Source organism: Dialister sp. i34-0019-2H8, assembly GCF_042846925.1.
GTDB lineage: Bacteria > Bacillota > Negativicutes > Veillonellales > Dialisteraceae > Dialister.
Genome location: NZ_BAABYQ010000001.1, coordinates 1,403,712 through 1,422,273 on the forward strand (window position 1 = coordinate 1,403,712; position 18,562 = coordinate 1,422,273).

Consider the following 18,562-nt stretch of genomic DNA (forward strand, 5'->3'; position numbering starts at 1 on the left):
TGCTGCCGGCCGATTTATGGCAGTGCATAGATCGCCAACATCAGACTGCCCGCGGCGGCGAAGCCTTCGAAGATCCAGAAGGACCAGACGACACGGACTTCACTCCAGCCGGACAGTTCGAAATGATGGTGCAGCGGACTCATCTTGAAGACACGCTTGCCCGTTGTTTTGAAAGAAATGACCTGAATGATGACAGATAAGGCTTCCAGCACAAAAATAAGGCCGAGGAAGGCGAGCAAGAGCTCCGTCCGGGTCATGACCGAGATCCCGGCGATGGCTCCGCCGAGGGCAAGCGAGCCGGTATCCCCCATGAAGACCTTGGCCGGATGATAATTGAAGAAAAGGAAGCCAATGCAGGCCCCTGCCAGAATAATGATAAAATAACCGAGGTCATGAAACCCTGTCATATAGCAGAAGACCGCATAGGCCGTAAACGCAATGACGCAGCAGCCGGAAGCCAGTCCGTCCAGCCCATCCGTCAGATTCACCGCATTCGATGCCCCCACAATGACAAGAACGACGAAAGGATAGTACAAAAGTCCGATGGAAATATCCATGTCCGTGAATGGGATCGCGATCGAGTAAGGCAGGTGCAGTGTATCTACGACGCCCCAGCAGAAGAGCACAGCGAGGATCAGCTGCCCCAGCATTTTCTGCTTGGCCGTCAGCCCCAGATTTCTTTTCTTTTCTGCTTTGATGAAATCATCGAGAAATCCTAAAAGCCCATGCCCCAGCGTCAGAAAAAGAAGCCAGAGGACCGATGGATCCAAGAGGCGGTTGAAAAGCACCACCAGCACCATCGCTGTCAGCATGAAGAGCCCGCCCATGGTCGGAGTGCCGCTCTTGGCCCGATGAGACTTCGGCCCTTCGGTGCGGATCGACTGGCGCGCCTTCAATTTCTTCAAAAGCGGAATGCCCACCCATCCACAGATGACGGTGAGGACCGCTGCTTCCAGCAGGTATATAAAATAATTACTTTCCATCCTTTGTCAGAACTCCCCTCAAGAGCATTGGTACTTTCTCCATATGCATATAGTGCGAACCCTTCACCAGCACAGCATCTCCGGCCTTCGCCAGAGCCGCCAGCTTCTCTGCCGCTTCTTCACAAGTGTCATAAGAGAAAACGGACGTCATGCCGCCCTCTTTGGCGCCCAAAGCCAGATGGCGAGAGAGAGGTCCCACCGTGATGAGGCCGTCAAAGCCCATGGCGGCGGCTTTCTTTCCCGTCTCATGGTGCAGCGCCTCTTCCATCTCGCCCAGCTCTCCCATATCGCCAAGCACCAGGTAGTGATGCGAAGCGGGGATCTGCTTCAGCGAGCCGAATGCCATTTCCATGGAGAGCGGATTCGCATTGTACGAGTCATCCATGACGGAGATACCCGCGATGGTAAGCAGTGCCTGCCGCTGACCGATCGGATGGAAATCCGCAAACGCTCTCTGAATTTTCCGGCTGTCCACGCCAAGGACACGGGCTGCCGCGATGGCGGCCAGTGCATCGTAGACATTGTGAACGCCTAGAAGATGAAGCTTCACGCGGAATGCTTCATCAAAGGACGTACAGATGAATTGGGTTTGCGAAGCTTCATAACGGGCATCTGTCCCGCGGACGGTATAGCGCCCCGCAAGGCCATAGGAGATCACGCGTCCCTCGAAGCTGTCCCCCATCGCTTTGACGAAGGGGTCATCCCCATTCAGGATCGCCGTGCCATCCTTCGGCAGTGCTTCGATCAGCTCGGCCTTCGCCTTCGCGATATTTTCCTGACTGCCCAGGATCCCGATATGCGATGTGCCGACATTGGTCACGATACCGATGGTCGGGCTTGCGATCGCACAAAGCTCTGCGATCTGTCCGAAACCACGCATCCCCATTTCCACGACGCAGACTTCCGTCTCTTTCGTCATAGAGAGGAGTGTCATGGAAAGGCCGATCTCATTATTGAAATTTTTCTGTGTCGCGCAGACATGAAAACGAGACGACAGGAGCGCCGTCGTCATGTCTTTCGTCGTTGTTTTTCCATTAGAGCCCGTGATGCCGATCACCGGTACATGGAAACGCATACGGTGAAAATGGGCGAGATCTTCCAGTGCCTTCTTCGTATCCTTCACGAGAAACACTGATACATCGGAAGGCACCTCTGCGGCAAAAGAAGCATCCGAAAGGATGACTCCCGAAGCCCCTTCTTCGCACGCCTTTTTCAAAAAGGCATGCCCATCAAAATTTTCTCCTTTAAGCGCCAGAAACAGATTGCCCGTCTCGATGGTGCGGGTATCGGTACTGACCCCGTCCATGGACGGCTCCCTGCCTCGCTGGAGCAACTTGGCGCCGCAGGCTCTTTCTATTTCTTCTATCGTAAATGAAGCCATGAATTTCACTCCTTCAGTAGTGTCCTCAAAAGCGAGCCGACTGCTTCAGCGCTTTCCTCGCTTCTTCCCTATCGTCGAAATGAATGGTCTTGTCTTTCAAGATCTGGTAGTCTTCATGACCCTTGCCGGCGATGAGGACGATATCGTCTCCTTTAGCGAGGGAGATCGCCTTCTGGATAGCGCTTCTTCTGTCGACCACCACTTCCACCTGCAGGGACGGCTTCTCCGCCTTCACCTCTTCGACGCCGGCTGCCACTTCTTTCACAATGGTCTCTGGGTCTTCCGTGCGGGGATTGTCACTGGTCACGATCGCTACATCCGCATAGCGGGCAGCAATACGGCCCATGATCGGACGCTTCATCTTATCACGGTCGCCGCCGCAGCCGAAAACGACCAGAATGCGGCCCTTCGTGATCTCCTGTGCGGTCGTCAGGATCTTCTCAAGACCATCCGGGGTATGTGCGTAGTCGACCACGACGGTGAAGGACTGGCCCTCATCGATCAGCTCGAAACGCCCCGGCACACTGTGGAATGTCTTCATAGCAGCTGCAATGGTTTCCATGGAAATTCCTTCGGAAAGCGCCGCACCGATCGCCCCCAGTGTGTTATAGATATTGAAACGGCCTGCCAGTCTCGTCTCGAACTGGTAGGTCTTCCCTTCATAGGTCACTTTGAAGGCAGATGACTTGCCGGTGAACCGGCTGTCAAAGGCATACAGATCCGCCGTCTTGTCACTCATGCTGTAGGTGTGAAGATCCGCCACCTTCTGATCGACAACGTCCATCATCACATGGGCATACGGGTCATCCACATTCACCCACGCTGCCTTATTGCCCTTCGTCTGTCCTACCGAAGATACCTTCTCGAAAAGGATAGCCTTGGCCTTCGCATAGTTGTCCATCGTCTTGTGGTAGTCCAGATGATCTTCCGTGAGGTTCGTGAAGACGGCATTATCAAATTCCACGCCTTCGACGCGCCCCATGACGAGCGAATGGGAAGAAACCTCCATACACACATGGGTGACCTTTTCTTCTGCCATCTGCCAGAGCAGACGCTCCAGATCGATGACATCTGGCGTGGTATTGTGCGTCGGCAGCTCCTTATCCCCGATCAGGGCATGGATGGTGCCGATGACACCGGTCTTGTAGCCTGCCTGCTCAAGGATATGGCTCACGACATGGGTCGTGGTGGTCTTGCCATTCGTCCCCGTAAGTGCGATCATGCGCATCTTGCGCGACGGATAGTCAAAGAAAAACGGTACCATATCTTCCATCGCTTTTCTGGTATCTGCCACATAGACGACAGTGACCCCTTCCGGTGCCTTCACCTCTTTGGAAGCCACGATGGCTTTCGCCCCCAGCTTCACGGCAGAGTCCACGAATTTGTGTCCATCCACATGCGCCCCCTCGAGGCAAAGGAAAAGGCTTCCCTCTTTCACCTGACGCGAGTCCGCTGTCACATCCAAGATCTCAATATCTGTAGCGCCTTCCGTGCGCAGGATCGGCGTTGTTTTCAGTAATTCTGCTAATTTTTTCAAAACAGTCACCTCTGGTTTTTTATTTAGGAAACATAGACACCCCTCCGGATGTCATCCGCGCTTCCTGTCTTCTATGAGTCGTACTTTTGAAATCATCACGGCATGCGCCATCACCTCCAGCAGAGATGACGCTCGAATGCCACTCATTATATTAGCTTAAATCTATGGCAAGCACAAGGGGCTGTGAAAGATGAAATTTCATTTTCACAGCCCCTTTCTTGTGTAGTTCACTTCTATCTGCTTATTTTTTAACCCCACTGATTCATTGTAAGAAAGGTTCAACAGGTTTGACAAGTGTGGTGCGGCGCATTTCGTCATCCTGAACGGAGAAAAACGTCGTATGTTAGGGAAACGCTGATTCAATCGCAGAATCAGATTTCATATGGATTTTTATACATAGTGTCGTCGACATTCTCCTTAAATAGCTCGCTATTTGCGCCCTCTGTCTCCTCGCTCTGTATAAAAACCCAAGAATGAAATCTGATAACGATTTAATCAGTGTTTCCTTAAAAATGGCTTATTTGAAATTATGAGAACTGAGTCGAAGGATCAAAGCGCCGCAGAGTTTTTAAGGAAACACCATTGCCCAAAATGGGAAACCCGTTGCACCTTTTGAACCCTCAGAACCTTCCAAACCCATTTCTCTATCTTCCTTTGTTCGGGTGCGGTTTGGCGGGATCCGCACTGCCATAGACCGCACGAACAGGCAGGCTCATCTTGAGCTTCTGCTCTGCGATCTGCTGGATGCGTACCGGTGCCTCCAGACGGGACACCTCGAGCTTATCCACCGCATTCTCCTTCGCCATCGTCATGACCTCGCTGCGGATACGCTGCATTCTGTATTCCTCCTGAATATTGATCCCACTCAGGAAGACCAGCAGCATCACGGGAAAAAGGATCATCAGCGTCCCCAGAATGATGTCATGGAAAAAATAGGAAGAGTCAGACCTCTCGCGCTCGATCCGGCGAGACGCGGCGACGCTTTCCGGCATCGACGGCATGTAATCCATGACTTGCACTTCCTGTACCATACGATATCTCTCCCATCTTTTTCAGACTCTATATCTCAGGCTGAAGGAAACAGGGCCAGATCCCCGGTCGCTCCCTACACTCTTTCTACAACACGCAGGACCGCACTTCTCGCACGCGGATTCTCCTCGATCTCTTTCGCACTTGGCTTTTGCGCCTTGCCGATGGACTTCACCAGACGATGGTGGTGGCACACACAGACAGGCAGCTCCGGCGGGCAGATGCAGTCCCTTTCCATTTCCTTGAAAGCCTTCTTGATGATGCGGTCTTCCAGTGACTGGAACGTGATGACGCCGACCCGTCCCCCCACTTTCAGGTGGGAAACGCAGGCTTCCATCGTGTCCTTCAGGATCCCCAGCTCGTTATTTACCTCGATGCGGATCGCCTGAAACGTGCGCTTCGCTGGATGCGGGCCATTTCTTCTGGCATGCGCCGGAATGGCCGCCTTGATGACCGAGACCAGATCATCCGTCGTCTCGATGGGCTTCTTCTCGCGGAATTCACAAATAAACTGCGCGATCCGCTTCGCCCATCGCTCTTCCCCATACTCCCAGATGATGCGTGCAAGCGCTTCCTCTTCATACGTATTCACGATCTCATACGCCGTGCGCGGATTCCTCTGATCCATGCGCATATCGAGCTTCCCGTTATTCATATAAGAGAACCCACGGCTGCCGTCATCAAGCTGATGGGATGAGACCCCCAGATCGAAGATGAAGCCATCGACCTTGTCGATCTCAAGCGAGGCCAGGATATCATGGATGTGAGAAAAATTATCCCGTACAAAGAGATGCCGGCAGGCACAGCCGGAAAGACGATGAGAAGCCGCCTCGATCGCTTCTTCATCCTGATCGACGCCGATCAGAAGCGCATCTGGAGCGAGCTTCTCCGCCATAGCGAAAGAATGTCCGCCGCCCCCTAAGGTGCAGTCGACATAAATGCCATGTGGATCCGTCAGGATCCGGTCGATCATTTCGTGCAGAAGCACGGTGGTGTGTTGAAATTCCATAAATGAGTCCTCGAAAAAAGGTTCAGGGTTGTGGTGGCGGCTTCGCCGAAATCCTTCGACTCAGGCCTCAACTTTCTGAATGCGACTTTTCCAACAAACGACATTTCACTCCGCTCAGGATGACGAAATGGGCGATGCCCTAAAGTAGCATTCAAGTCACCAGTCACTCCCAAACCTCACAGATCAAAATTCAGCGGAAGGTCGAGAGCATCCGCGATCTCTGCGATATCCTCGCCCTCTTCGTCCTGACGCAGGAGCTCCGGATCCCAGATCTCGATGATGGGTCCCGTCCCCACGATGCAGGCTTCCTTCTTCAGCTTTGCAAATTCACGAAGGTGGGCAGGGATCAGGATACGCCCCTGGCGGTCGCACTCCATCTCCGTCCCGCGGCCGATCAGATGACGCATGATCTTGCGGACATTACGGTTCGTGAAGGGCAGCTTCTGTAGCCGGGCGATCAAGGCATCCCAGCGCTCTTTCGGATAAATATTGAGGCAGGTATCCAGACTTGGAGCCAGCACAAAACGACTTCCCAGCTCTTCTCTGAATTTCGCTGGAAGGATCATGCGCCCCTTGGCGTCTATGGTATGAGAATATTCATTCATAAACATATCCTTCCACCTCCTCCACATTTACCCACATTCTACCACAATCTCCCACCCTGTGACAACGAATTTTTTTCAAACTCATCATTTTTCCGCCTGCTGCCCGTGTATTGATTTTATCGATGTTTTCAGCACTTTCTGCCTGAAATCAAACCACTCCCCGCTATGATTTCTTCCGTTTTTCGAAAAACAGACAAAATAAAAAATCCCCACTCGGGAATCTTTCTATCCAAATGCTTAAAATAATTTCGGATTCCACAACGTTGTTTACCTGTATCCAAAAGTTGGGATAGGTGTGAAACAAAGAAACAAAAAGTGGCTGTGAAGAAATGAGGATTCATTTCTTCACAGCCACTTTTTTATTGTCGTATTTTGGATAAAACAGTCTTTCTTCCGTCATCCGCACTTATTTATGCGATGATAGAGTAACAATGCCTTGGCACTGCGATTTCTAGAGAAACTGTTTTTCCGCTGTGCAAGGAAGATTCCTCGGCTTCGCTCGGGATGACGATACGGGGCGGCGCTCGTCCAACATGAGTTTTCATCCAGATTTAGAAGCCAACCTCCGCCCCTTCGGGGCACCTCCTTCCAGAGGAAGGAGGTAGAATGTCGCATTACCCCGTATCATCCGCCTTCCTTCTCCACATCCATCCCCTGCAGGACGAGCTGTTTCTCATCTTTTCTCATATGGAAGAACCGATAGACATTGTGCGCGGCGCGCTTATTCATGCCCGCCACCTTGGCGAGCTCCTCTTCGCTCGCTTTTTTCATTTCATCGAGCGAACGGAAGGCATGCCAGAGCGCGTTCCGGCGGTTTGGGCCGATGCCTTCGATGTGGTCAAGGACGGACTCTGTATTTCTTTTATTCGTCCACTTCCTATGGTAAGTGATGACGAAGCGGTGGGCTTCGTCACGTATGAATTGGAGAAGCTGGAGAGCGGGCTCATGGTGATCGAGGACAATCGGGATGTCGCTGCCTTCTACGTAGATCTCTTCGATACGCTTGGCGAGCCCGATGACGGGTGCATGGCAGCCGGCCTCGCGAATCACGGGAATGGCCGCATGCATCTGCCCAAGACCGCCATCAAGGACGATGAGGTCGGGCTCGGGCCAGTCCTTTTCCTTCCCATAGCGGCGGCTCATGACTTCTGCCATGGACTTGAAGTCGTCCGCATGCCCCTGCGTGGTCTGCAGTTTGAATTTCCGGTATTCGCTCTTTGCCGGACGGCCATGCTCAAAGACGGCCATGGAGCCGGTGGTCTCTGAGCCCTGGTTGTGAGAAATATCGAAGCATTCCATGCGCTCGGGAAGGCGCGGCAGAGAGAGCAGTTCTTTCAGCTTCTGCACGGCGCCCTGCTCGCGGGCGTCCTGATACTCCCACTGCAGCTTCTTGTCGGAGAGATACTTCGCTGCATTTGCCATCGCCATGTCTTTCAGACGGCGCTTGAAGCCGCGCTCGGGGCGGATGAGCTTCACTTCGCTTCCGCGAAGCTTCGTCAGCCACTCGGAGAGAAGACCGGACTCTTCCGGCAGGAGCGGCAGGATGATTTCTTTCGGGACGGATGTCGGATTTCCTCCGTAGAAATCGCGAAGGAACGTGGTGATGATCTCCTCATCCGTCTCGGATGCACTTTCGGGGATACTGAAATTCTCCTTCCCCACCATGCGGCCATAGCGGATATAGAAAATCTCCAGTCCGGTATGACTGCCATCGCGTGCCATGCCGAGCACGTCGAAGTCCCCTTCCGCAGATACGATGTGCTGGCGCTGCTGCACGCTTTCGATGGCGCGGATGTGGTCACGCAGCTTGGCGGCTTTTTCGAAATCCATCGCTTCCGACGCCTCCATCATCTGCCGCGTGAGCTCCTTTACCAGCAGGGTGCTCTTCCCTTCCAGCAGGTCGCAGATGGTCTTCACATCACGGTCATAGTCGATGTGATCGACGTGGCCGCCGCAGGGCGCACTGCAGAGGTGCATGTGGTACTGCAGACAGGGACGGGATACCTTCATGGAGCGGCAGGTGCGGATGGGATAGTAGTGACGAAGGAGGGACAGCGTCTGACGAAGGCTTCCCACGTCGGTGAAGGGGCCGAAATACTTCGCACCATCATCGCGGCGGATGTTCCTCGTGACGAAGATGCGCGGCCACTCATCATTCACCGTGATCTTCACATAGGGGTAAGACTTGTCATCACGCAGGGAGATATTGTACTTCGGGTGCAGTTCTTTGATGAGATTGCACTCCAGGATCAGCGCCTCCATCTCCGTCCCGGTCATCGTGATGTCGAGATCGTCTGCGTGACGGATCATCGCAGCGACTTTCGGGGAACGGTTCTTATCCTCTCGTACATAGGAACGGACACGGTTCTTCAGGTTCTTCGCCTTGCCGACGTAGATGATCCGCCCGTCTTTGTCTTTCCAACGGTACACCCCGGGCGAGTCAGGAAGGGCTTCTACCTTGGCTTTGATTTTTTCATTGACATCGATCATAAAAGACTCCTGAGAAAAAGAATAAGGGATTAGGGGTTCAGAGGGTTCAGAGGGTTCAGAGGGTTCAGAGGGTTCAGAGGGTTCAACGGGGGTGGTGCGGCGCATCATCATAGGGAAGCGCCGCGGAGTTTTAGAATATATGATATTCACGAAAGATGAAAAACCTGTGAACCTTTTGAACCTGTTTAACCTATGAGGATTCCTATAAAGGGAAGATGGTTATTTTCTGCTTTCAAACTTTTTGGGGTATCCCTTTCCCGTATCGTCTCGTCATCGAAAGCGCTTCCGATGATTCTTTCTTGCACTGCGGTCAGAATCACATAGGCACTGATACGGAAATGACGCCTCGGTACTGCGTATTTCTCCTTTCTCGCATCCTTCGTTTATCGGTCTGCAAGAAAGATTTCTCGCTTCGCTCGAAATGACGATACGGGGGCTGATGTCTTCTAGTCTCCTAGTCTAATCCCTAGTCCCTAATCCCCAGCCACTAACCCCTAGTCACTTTAGCCCCATAAACTTTTTCGTCCGTTCGATGACCGGGCCGAGGTACTGCCCGGTGTAGGACGCTTCCACTTTCGCGACTTCTTCCGGCGTGCCGGTGGCTACGATCTCGCCGCCTTTGTCGCCGCCTTCGGGGCCGAGGTCGATGATGTAGTCGGCGGTCTTGACGACATCAAGATTGTGCTCAATGACGACGACGGTATTTCCTTGATCCACCAGCTTCTGGAGGACGATCAAAAGCTTTCGGATGTCTTCGCTGTGAAGGCCGGTGGTCGGTTCATCGAGAATGTATAGGGTATCTCCGGTGCCGCGGCGCATGAGCTCGGTCGCTAGCTTCACTCGCTGGGCTTCGCCGCCGGACATGGTGGTGGCCGGCTGTCCCAGATGGATGTAGCCGAGGCCGACCTCCTGCAGGGTCTTCAATTTCCGCAGGATCTTGTCATGGTTTTCAAAGAAAGGCACGGCTTCATCGATGGTCATATTCAGCACATCGGAGATGTTCTTGCCCTTGTAGCGGACTTCGAGCGTCTCTCGGTTGTACCTGGCACCATGGCAGACTTCACAGGGGACGTAAACGTCTGAGAGGAACTGCATCTCGATCTTGATGATGCCGTCACCGTGGCAGGCTTCACAGCGTCCGCCTTTCATATTGAAGCTGAAACGCCCCGGTTTGTAGCCGCGCATCTTGGCTTCGGAGGTCTGGCTGAAAAGCTCGCGGATGTCATTGAAAACGCCGGTATAGGTGGCCGGATTCGAGCGCGGCGTGCGGCCGATCGGCTGCTGGTCGATATCGATGATCTTATCCACATACTCTGCGCCGTCCATGGAGTCAAAAGCCCCGGCACGGTAGGATGTATGGTTCTTGATATTCGACAGTCCCTGATAGAGGATCTCATTCACGAGCGTACTCTTGCCCGAGCCGGACTCCCCGGTGACGACGGTGAAGGCACCGAGCGGGATGGTCACGTCGATGTGCTTCAGATTGTGTTCGTGAGCGCCATGGATGGTGAGCGAGAGTCCGTTTCCTTTTCTCCTCTTTCCCGGCAGCGGGATGTATTTCTCACCACGCAGGTACTGCCCCGTGATGGAGTCCTTCACCTTCATCACGTCCTCAGGCGTACCCTCCGCGACGACGTAGCCGCCATTTTCCCCTGCGCCGGGGCCGATATCCACGACCCAGTCTGCGGTTCGGATGGTATCCTCATCATGCTCGACGACGATGAGCGTATTTCCCAGATCTCGCATGCCCTTCAGTGTCGCAAGGAGCTTGTCATTGTCGCGCTGATGCAGACCGATGGACGGTTCATCCAGGATGTAGAGGACACCGACGAGACCGGAGCCGATCTGCGTCGCCAGACGGATGCGCTGGGCTTCGCCGCCGGAGAGCGTCGAGGCGCCGCGGGAGAGTGTCAGGTAGTCGAGCCCGACATTCACGAGGAAGGAGAGACGGCTCTTCACTTCGCGCAGGATCTGGTCTGCGATGATCTTTTCCTTTTCGGAAAGCGTGACATGGTTCATGAAGTCCAGAAGGTCGATGACGGCCATAGAGGAGATCTCTGCGATATTCTTTCCGCCCACGCGGAAAGCGAGGCTCTCGGGCTTCAGGCGCGCCCCATGGCAGACGGGACATGGCTTTTCGATGAGGTAGTTCGACAGCGTTTCCTTCATCTTCTCTGTCCACGCCTCGTCATAGCGCCGCTTCGTCATCGGGACGATACCTTCGAAGGGACGCTCATAGGACTTTGTGATGCCTTCGGGGCTGGTGTACTGAAAGGAGAGAAGCGCCGTGCCGCCGTTTTCAAACTCTGCCTTTGCCTGATCCGGCAGGTCATCATAGCATGCATCCATGGTGAGTCCATAGGATTTCAGGAAGGCATCGAGCAGCTTGTAGAGCCAGGTCTCCTTGTTGTATGGAAATGGCTGGATCGCGCCCAGACGGAAGGGCATCGTGTGATCCGGCAGGATGCGATGGAAATCCGCCTCCAGCGAAGCGCCGAGGCCCATACAGGCTGGGCAGGCGCCGAAGGGATTATTGAAGGAGAAAATGCGCGGCTCCGGCTTTGGCAGGGAAATGCCGCAGTCCGGGCAGGAGAAGTGGGTGGAAAAGACCATATCCTTTCCGCCGATGATGCTTCCCACCATCATGCCATCTCCCAGCTTCAGCGCTGCCTCCACCGAGTCCGTCAGGCGGCGCACGATGCCGTCCTTCACGATGATGCGGTCCACCACCACCTCGATGGTATGCTTCTTATTTTTCGCGAGCTCGATGTCATCGGAAAGGGAGAGGACATCGCCATCCACGCGCACGCGGACATAACCCTCCTTGCGGAGCTCTTCCAAGAGCTTTTTATGCGTCCCCTTCTTCGCGACAGCGACCGGCCCAAGGAGCATGAGCTTCGTCCGCTCGGGGAGCGAAAGGAGCGCATCGACGATCTGGTCCACCGTCTGCCGCTGGATCGGCTTGCCGCAGTGCGGACAGAAGGCACGGCTCGCATGTGCATAGAGCATACGGAGGTAGTCATGGATCTCCGTCACTGTGCCGACCGTCGAGCGCGGATTATGGCTGGTGGATTTCTGATCGATGGAGATCGCCGGCGAAAGCCCTGCGATCTTATCCACGTCCGGCTTATTCATCTGCCCTAAGAACTGCCGCGCATAGGCAGACAGGGACTCGACATATTTTCGCTGCCCTTCCGCATAGATGGTATCAAAAGCCAGCGACGATTTCCCCGAGCCGGACAGCCCGGTGAAAACGATGAGTTTATTTCGCGGGAGCGTCAGATCGATATTCTTCAGATTGTTCTGACGCGCGCCTTTTATGATGATTCCTTTTTCCATGGATGTCCTTTCGAAATTGGTTGATAGGGAAATGTAAAATGACGATGCGGGGTATCGTGTACACTCTCCCTCCGCCCCTTCCAAGGGAAGGAGGGAGAATGCCGCCTCACAGACTACCCATGAAGAAGGCTTTCGATACGAGAATACCGCTTCCACACATTCGTCATTTCGAGCGAAAGCGAGAAATCTTTTTCGTTCGCGGCAAGGCAAAGGCTGTGAGAGGAGCGGGCAATGGGAAACACCCTGCTCCCTGCGCCCCGAAAAACGGTGTTTCATGCAGACCGCTCCATGCAGGAAAAGGAACACGGCAAACGAAAAAGATCCCTCGGCTGCGCTCGGGATGACGATACGAGAATACCGCTCTCCCGCACGACTTTCATCCCTCTGCGATGCCAACCTCCGCCCCTTCGGGGCACCTCCTTCCAAGGGAAGGAGGGAGAGTGCCGCTCCCCCGCATTCGTCGCTCATACCCGTTTCTTGATCGGCTTATAGATGCGTTTCTTCGCCGCAGCTTGACGCTTCAGCGCTTCTTCCGCGCGGGAACCGTAGCGATCGGTCCAGAGCTGGCGCAGCTTGGCGAGCTGGTCGCGGAAGCGGGCAGCGGCTTCGAATTCCAAATCCTTCGCCGCCTGTTTCATCAGCTTCTCACATTCCTTCATACGGGCGTAGATCTCCTCATCAGAAAGCTCGCCCTCTTTATTCTTGCCGCCATAGGCAGCCGGCTTCTCTTCGATCTTCGTGAGATCAATAAGGTCTTTGACCCGCTTTTGGACAGTGTGGGGGATGATGTGATGCTCCTCATTATATGCCTGCTGGATGGTGCGGCGGCGATTCGTCTCATCGATGGCATACTTCATCGACTTCGTGATGCGGTCCGCATACATGATGACATGCCCGTGCTCATTTCTGGCTGCACGGCCGATGACCTGGATCATCGAAGTTTCCGAGCGCAGGAAGCCCTCCTTATCCGCATCGAGGATAGCCACGAGCGAGACCTCCGGCATATCGAGACCCTCACGCAAAAGATTGATGCCGACAAGCACATCGAAAACGCCCGCACGCAGGTCACGGATGATCTCCGCGCGCTCGATGGTCGCGACATCAGAGTGCAGATAGCGTACCTTCACGCCCGCTTCCGTCAGGAAATCGGTGAGATCCTCCGCCATTTTCTTCGTGAGTGTCGTGATGAGGACGCGCTCGTGAACCTCCTCACGCTTATGAATCTCCCCCAGCAGGTCATCCATCTGTCCTTCGATAGGACGCACCTCGATGGAAGGATCCAAGAGCCCCGTCGGGCGAATGATCTGCTCAGCCAGATTCGTCTGGACGCCCATTTCATACGGCCCCGGCGTCGCCGACACATAGATTATCTGATTGATCCGTTCGGTGAATTCGTCAAAAGTCAGCGGACGGTTATCCAGCGCAGACGGCAGGCGGAAGCCATAGTCGACGAGCGTACTTTTTCTCGACTGGTCGCCATTGTACATCGCACGCAGCTGCGGTACCGTCACATGCGACTCATCGATCATGATGAGGAAATCTTCAGGGAAGTAGTCCAGGAGCGTAAATGGCGGCTCGCTTGGCTTCCTATCCGACATGTGGCGGGAATAATTCTCGATGCCGGAGCAGTATCCGACCTCCTGCATCATTTCCAGATCATAATTCGTCCGCTGCTCCAGACGCTGCGCCTCCAAGAGCTTATCCTGATCCCGGAGCTCTTTGAGCCGCCCTTCCAGCTCCTTCTCGATAGACGTGACGGCACGGCGGAGCTTATCCGAACTGGTGACATAGTGCGATGCCGGGAAGATGCCGATGTGATTTCTCTCAGCGACCGTCTCCCCCGTCAGGACATCGAACTCCGTCAGTGAGTCGATCTCATCACCGAACATTTCGATCCTGACAGCGACATTGTTTTCCGATGCAGGAAATACATCGATCGTATCTCCCCGCACGCGGAAAGTATCTCTCGTGAAATTCATGTCATTACGCATATACTGCATACTGACGAGCTTTTCCAGGATCTTGTCGCGCTCGATCTCCTCGCCCGGCCTGAGCGAGAGCCCCATGGAGCTGTAGTCCTCCGGATCACCCAAACCGTAAATACAGGACACCGATGCCACGATGATGACATCCCGCCGCTCGAAAAGCGCCATCGTCGCAGAGTGGCGCAAGCGGTCGATCTCCTCATTGCGTGACGAATCCTTCTCGATGTAGGTATCCGTCTGCGGCACATAGGACTCCGGCTGGTAGTAGTCGTAGTAGGAAACAAAGTAGTACACCGCATTGTCAGGGAAGAAATCCTTGAATTCACTCGCCGTCTGCGCGGCCAGCGTCTTATTCGGAGAAATGATAAGCGTCGGGCGCTGCACCTCTTCGATGACCTTCGCCATCGTGAAGGTCTTCCCCGTCCCCGTCGCACCGAGCAGCACCTGCGCCCATTCGCCATTCCTGAGTCCGCTCACCAAAGACTTCACCGCCTTCGGCTGATCCCCCATCGGGCGGAACGGCGCTTTCAGCGTGAAAGGCACCGCCGGCTCTGTATATTCTCTTTTGATCCGCGAATGATCCATACCCTCGCCTCCATTTTCTTTTATCGATATTTATCTATGTATTATAGCATAGATGGGAAGGGGTGACTAGGGAGAACGCTCCTCTCCCATGACTTTCATCCCGCTCGATGCCAGCCTCCGCCCCTTTGGGGCACCTCCTTCCAAGGGAAGGAGGGAGAATACCGATTCACAGACTCCTCATACAGATGGCTTTCGATACGAGAATGCCGCTTCCCCGCATTCGTCATTTCGAGCGAAAGCGAGAAATCTTTTTCTTTCGCGGCAAGGCAAAGGATGTGAGAGGAACGGCAAGCGGGAAACACCGTACTCCCTGCGCCCCGGAAGAACGGTGTTTCATGCAAACTGATTCACGCATGAAACAGAAAATGGCAAACGAAAAAGATCCCTCGGCTGCGCTCGGGATGACGATACGAGACAATGCTCCCCCCGCACGACTTTTCAGTCCTCTGCGATGCCAACCTCCGCCCCTTCGGGGCACCTCCTTCCATGGGAAGGAGGGAGAATGCCGCTTCACGAGCTCCACATGAAGATGGCTTTCGATACGAAAATGCCGCTTCCCCGCATTCGTCATTTCGAGCGAAAGCGAGAAATCTTTTTCGTTCGCGGTCAAGAAAGGATGTGAGAGGAGCGGGCAATGAGAAACCCTCTGCTCCCTGCGCCCCGAAAAAACGCTGTTTCATGCAGGCCGTTCCATGCAGGAAAATGAAGGGAAAAAGCACCTCAAACAGGCGATAAGGCAAACCAAAAAGCCCCGCCTTTCGGCGGAGCCTTTTCATCGGCAGTATTGTCCCAGAACCTCTATGACATGATCGATCTCTATCGGTTTCGTCAGGTGGGCGTTCATCCCGGCTTCGATGCATTTTTTCGCATCTTCATCGAAAGCAGTCGCTGTCATCTCCCTGTCTTCTTTTTTCCAACGCTAAAAGGCCAGAACCTTCGTCCTGACCTTCGAGAAGCTCGCTTTGATAAGGGATCTTCCTTCCCTCAGAATGTTTTTCTTGCGAGCGGATTTGCCGCTTCCCCATAGAAATGCTCTGACATATCCACGAAAACATCGGAAAGGAGCGCATCGAAGACGTCATCGCTCATCTTGCTTCCGACGACAGAGAACGCATACTCCCCTTCCGTCCAGAAAGCAGCGAGTGAGCCATCCATTGTCTTCGCTGTCATGACCTCCGTCGCACCGATCATGCGCGATTCCCAGCGACCGGTATAGACTCCGCTGATATTTTTTCCTGCCTCTTCTCCCACCAGCCTCGCCGTGCGGACAGAGAGCGTGCTGCCATCATCCATCCGATAACGGATATCCGAGAGCTTGCCGCCGATGGCGATATAGTCCGTCAGATGGCACTGACCGGCAAGCAGCGTTCCTTTCGGAAGGAAGAGAGGACGGCTGTCCGTGGCTTCTGCGAGCGCATGGTACGTCTTGTATTCCACCAGAGGACTCCGCATCCCGATTGGCGGCATCTCCGCACGGCTCGCAAAAGCAGGGATCACCAAAGCCGTCGCAGCGGCCATCAGTGCATATTTCCATTTTTTCATCATCTATCATCCTTTCCACAGCAGTCATCCTGTTTTGAAGATGCGGGTATTATAGCATGAAATTGACCGCAGGTCAAATGCATACGGAAAGGTTCCTCCCCGGGACGATAAGTCTCGCTGTCATCCCCCTTTGCAAAGCCTTAAACACCTGTACATCTTGCAGCCTATATGTCCGTCCTTTCTTGTAGCTTTATCACAGCCAGGAAGCTCGCTGAGCGATCAGGATGCACACTTTACAAAGCAAAAAATGAACTGACGAGCTCCTGCGTATAGGGGTGCTGCGGATGATGCAGCACATCTTCTGCCGCCCCGATCTCCACCAGCCTCCCTGCCGATAGGATGCCCACGCGGCGTGCCATCGCTGCAAGGACATCGAGGTCATGAGAAATGAAGAGATAGGCGATCTTCTGCTCCTCCTGAAGCTCTTGCAAGAGGGTCAGGATCTCCGCCTGCACCGACACATCCAGCATCGAAGTCGGCTCATCCAAGATCAGGACCTCCGGTGAGATGAGGAGCAAACGAGCAAGCGCCACACGCTGGAGCTCCCCGCCGGAAAGCTCAGCCGGATAGCGCGAGAGCAGCTCGCGTCGAAGCTGGAGGCGTGAAAGCATCTCTTGCATACGCTCCTCAAAGCGATCCATCTTCCCATATAGGCGTGATGGCTCTTCGATACTCTCACGGATCGTCATACGCGGATGAAGCGCAGCCGCAGGATTTTGAAATATCATCTGCATCGTGCGACGTGCCGCGAGCATCTCTTTCCCGGAAAGCTCGCCAAGATCCAGCCCGTGATAGAGCACGACTCCTCCATCTGGCCTGAGAAGCTGCATCAGGATACGGATGAGTGTCGTCTTCCCCGCACCGCTCGTCCCCGCGATCCCCAGCGTCTCTCCTTTTGATAGCGTGAAGGAAATATCCTTCAGCACCTCCTTCTTTACTTTCCGTATATATCCAGTCGTGAAGGATTTCGAAATATGCTGTACATCTAAGAGCATGGGCACTCCTTTCCTGAATAATAGTGACTGGTAGCTGGTGACTGGTGGCTAGGGATTAGGGATTAGTAGCTTGTCACTAGCCACTAGTCACTAGCCACTTTGACCCCGCATTTCACAAAATGCCCCTCTCCCACTTTCCTCGTCGTCTGCCTCTTCTCACAACCTTTTTCGCAGAATGCACATCGACTCCGAAAAATGCAGCCGCCGGTGAGACGGGAAAGATCCGGTGGATTTCCGGAGATGGGATGAAGGCCGCGAGAAGGCGCCGCGGCGAGAAGTCCCCGCGTATAAGGGTGGTATGGATTCTTGAAAATATCCTCTGTGCTCCCCTGCTCGAGGACTTCCCCGGCGTAGAGCACCACCACACGATCGGCGAGACATTCTGCCAGTGCGAGGTCGTGAGTGATGAGCAGCATCCCCCTTCCTGCCATCTTGATCTGAAGAAACATATCTGCCACCTGTTTCCTTACAAGCGGATCCAGGCCCTTCGTCGGTTCATCTGCGATGAGCCACTCCGGGGAAGGCAAGGTCATCATCGCCGCCATGACGCGCTGCGCCATACCCCCTGAAAGCTGGTGCGGATAGGACGCACACACACGGATAGGATCCCCAAGACCGTACTTTTCCATCTGCGCAAGAGCGCTCTCCCTGCGCTTCTCTTCCCGCCAGCCCAGCCGCTTCCGCAAGACTTCTGTCACCTGCCGTCCGACACGCATCAGCGGATCCATGGCAGAGATCGGATCCTGCGCGATCCAGCCGATGCGATCGCCTCGGATCTCATTCATTTCTTTCTCGGAAAACCGGAGAAGATCATTTCCATTATAAAAAATGCTTCCTGTCATTCGTGCATTTTCCGGAAGAAGACGCATGATTGCCGTGCCCAAGATCGATTTCCCGCTCCCCGACTCGCCAACCAGCGCAGTGATTTTCCCCCCGTGAAAGAGAAGATTTACGTCACGAAGCACGCGGACAGCGCCCATCGGCGAAGGGAAAGTAACAGAAAGTTGCTTGACTTCGATATCCATAGAAAAGGCTCCTTTCAGGTAAGGGAAGTGTTACAGATTCTAAAGGTGCTGTGGAGA

The 18,562-nt window shown here is 54.2% G+C and carries 13 protein-coding genes; all 13 read right to left on the bottom strand.

Going from position 1 to position 18,562, the window contains the following annotated elements:
- Window positions 1–14 precede the first annotated feature (14 nt).
- Entirely contained in the window at window positions 15–983 is a 969-nt protein-coding gene (gene mraY / locus ACGG9R_RS06040) for a phospho-N-acetylmuramoyl-pentapeptide-transferase (RefSeq protein WP_390152728.1), read from the bottom strand.
- On the bottom strand, window positions 973–2,364 hold the full coding sequence (murF, locus tag ACGG9R_RS06045) for a UDP-N-acetylmuramoyl-tripeptide--D-alanyl-D-alanine ligase (protein ID WP_390152731.1): 1,392 nt from the start codon (window positions 2,362–2,364) through the stop codon (window positions 973–975). Before murF ends, mraY begins: the two co-directional genes overlap by 11 nt.
- A gap of 25 nt (window positions 2,365–2,389) precedes the next feature.
- The gene (locus tag ACGG9R_RS06050) at window positions 2,390–3,901 is read right to left on the bottom strand and encodes a UDP-N-acetylmuramoyl-L-alanyl-D-glutamate--2,6-diaminopimelate ligase (RefSeq protein ID WP_390152734.1); all 1,512 of its coding nucleotides are present in this window, start codon (window positions 3,899–3,901) and stop codon (window positions 2,390–2,392) included.
- Window positions 3,902–4,545: 644 nt separating this feature from the next.
- The gene (locus tag ACGG9R_RS06055) at window positions 4,546–4,932 is read right to left on the bottom strand and encodes a hypothetical protein (protein WP_390152737.1); all 387 of its coding nucleotides are present in this window, start codon (window positions 4,930–4,932) and stop codon (window positions 4,546–4,548) included.
- Between the two features lie 74 nt (window positions 4,933–5,006).
- Entirely contained in the window at window positions 5,007–5,939 is a 933-nt protein-coding gene (gene rsmH / locus ACGG9R_RS06060; protein WP_390152739.1) for a 16S rRNA (cytosine(1402)-N(4))-methyltransferase RsmH, read from the bottom strand.
- Between the two features lie 176 nt (window positions 5,940–6,115).
- A complete protein-coding gene (gene mraZ, locus ACGG9R_RS06065; protein WP_390152741.1) occupies window positions 6,116–6,550 on the bottom strand; it encodes a division/cell wall cluster transcriptional repressor MraZ in 435 nt (144 codons plus the stop codon).
- Window positions 6,551–7,168: 618 nt separating this feature from the next.
- Complete coding sequence (gene uvrC, locus ACGG9R_RS06070) at window positions 7,169–9,034, bottom strand: excinuclease ABC subunit UvrC (RefSeq protein ID WP_390152744.1); 1,866 nt, start codon at window positions 9,032–9,034, stop codon at window positions 7,169–7,171.
- Between the two features lie 498 nt (window positions 9,035–9,532).
- On the bottom strand, window positions 9,533–12,373 hold the full coding sequence (uvrA, locus tag ACGG9R_RS06075) for an excinuclease ABC subunit UvrA (RefSeq protein WP_390152747.1): 2,841 nt from the start codon (window positions 12,371–12,373) through the stop codon (window positions 9,533–9,535).
- A 464-nt stretch (window positions 12,374–12,837) separates the two neighbouring features.
- The gene (gene uvrB, locus ACGG9R_RS06080; protein WP_390152750.1) at window positions 12,838–14,943 is read right to left on the bottom strand and encodes an excinuclease ABC subunit UvrB; all 2,106 of its coding nucleotides are present in this window, start codon (window positions 14,941–14,943) and stop codon (window positions 12,838–12,840) included.
- Window positions 14,944–15,715: 772 nt separating this feature from the next.
- Complete coding sequence (locus ACGG9R_RS06085) at window positions 15,716–15,838, bottom strand: hypothetical protein (RefSeq protein ID WP_390152753.1); 123 nt, start codon at window positions 15,836–15,838, stop codon at window positions 15,716–15,718.
- Window positions 15,839–15,927: 89 nt separating this feature from the next.
- Complete coding sequence (locus ACGG9R_RS06090; RefSeq protein ID WP_390152756.1) at window positions 15,928–16,485, bottom strand: hypothetical protein; 558 nt, start codon at window positions 16,483–16,485, stop codon at window positions 15,928–15,930.
- A 233-nt stretch (window positions 16,486–16,718) separates the two neighbouring features.
- A complete protein-coding gene (locus tag ACGG9R_RS06095; protein ID WP_390152759.1) occupies window positions 16,719–17,480 on the bottom strand; it encodes an ABC transporter ATP-binding protein in 762 nt (253 codons plus the stop codon).
- Window positions 17,481–17,563: 83 nt separating this feature from the next.
- Entirely contained in the window at window positions 17,564–18,505 is a 942-nt protein-coding gene (locus tag ACGG9R_RS06100) for an ABC transporter ATP-binding protein (RefSeq protein WP_390152762.1), read from the bottom strand.
- Window positions 18,506–18,562: the final 57 nt, after the last annotated feature.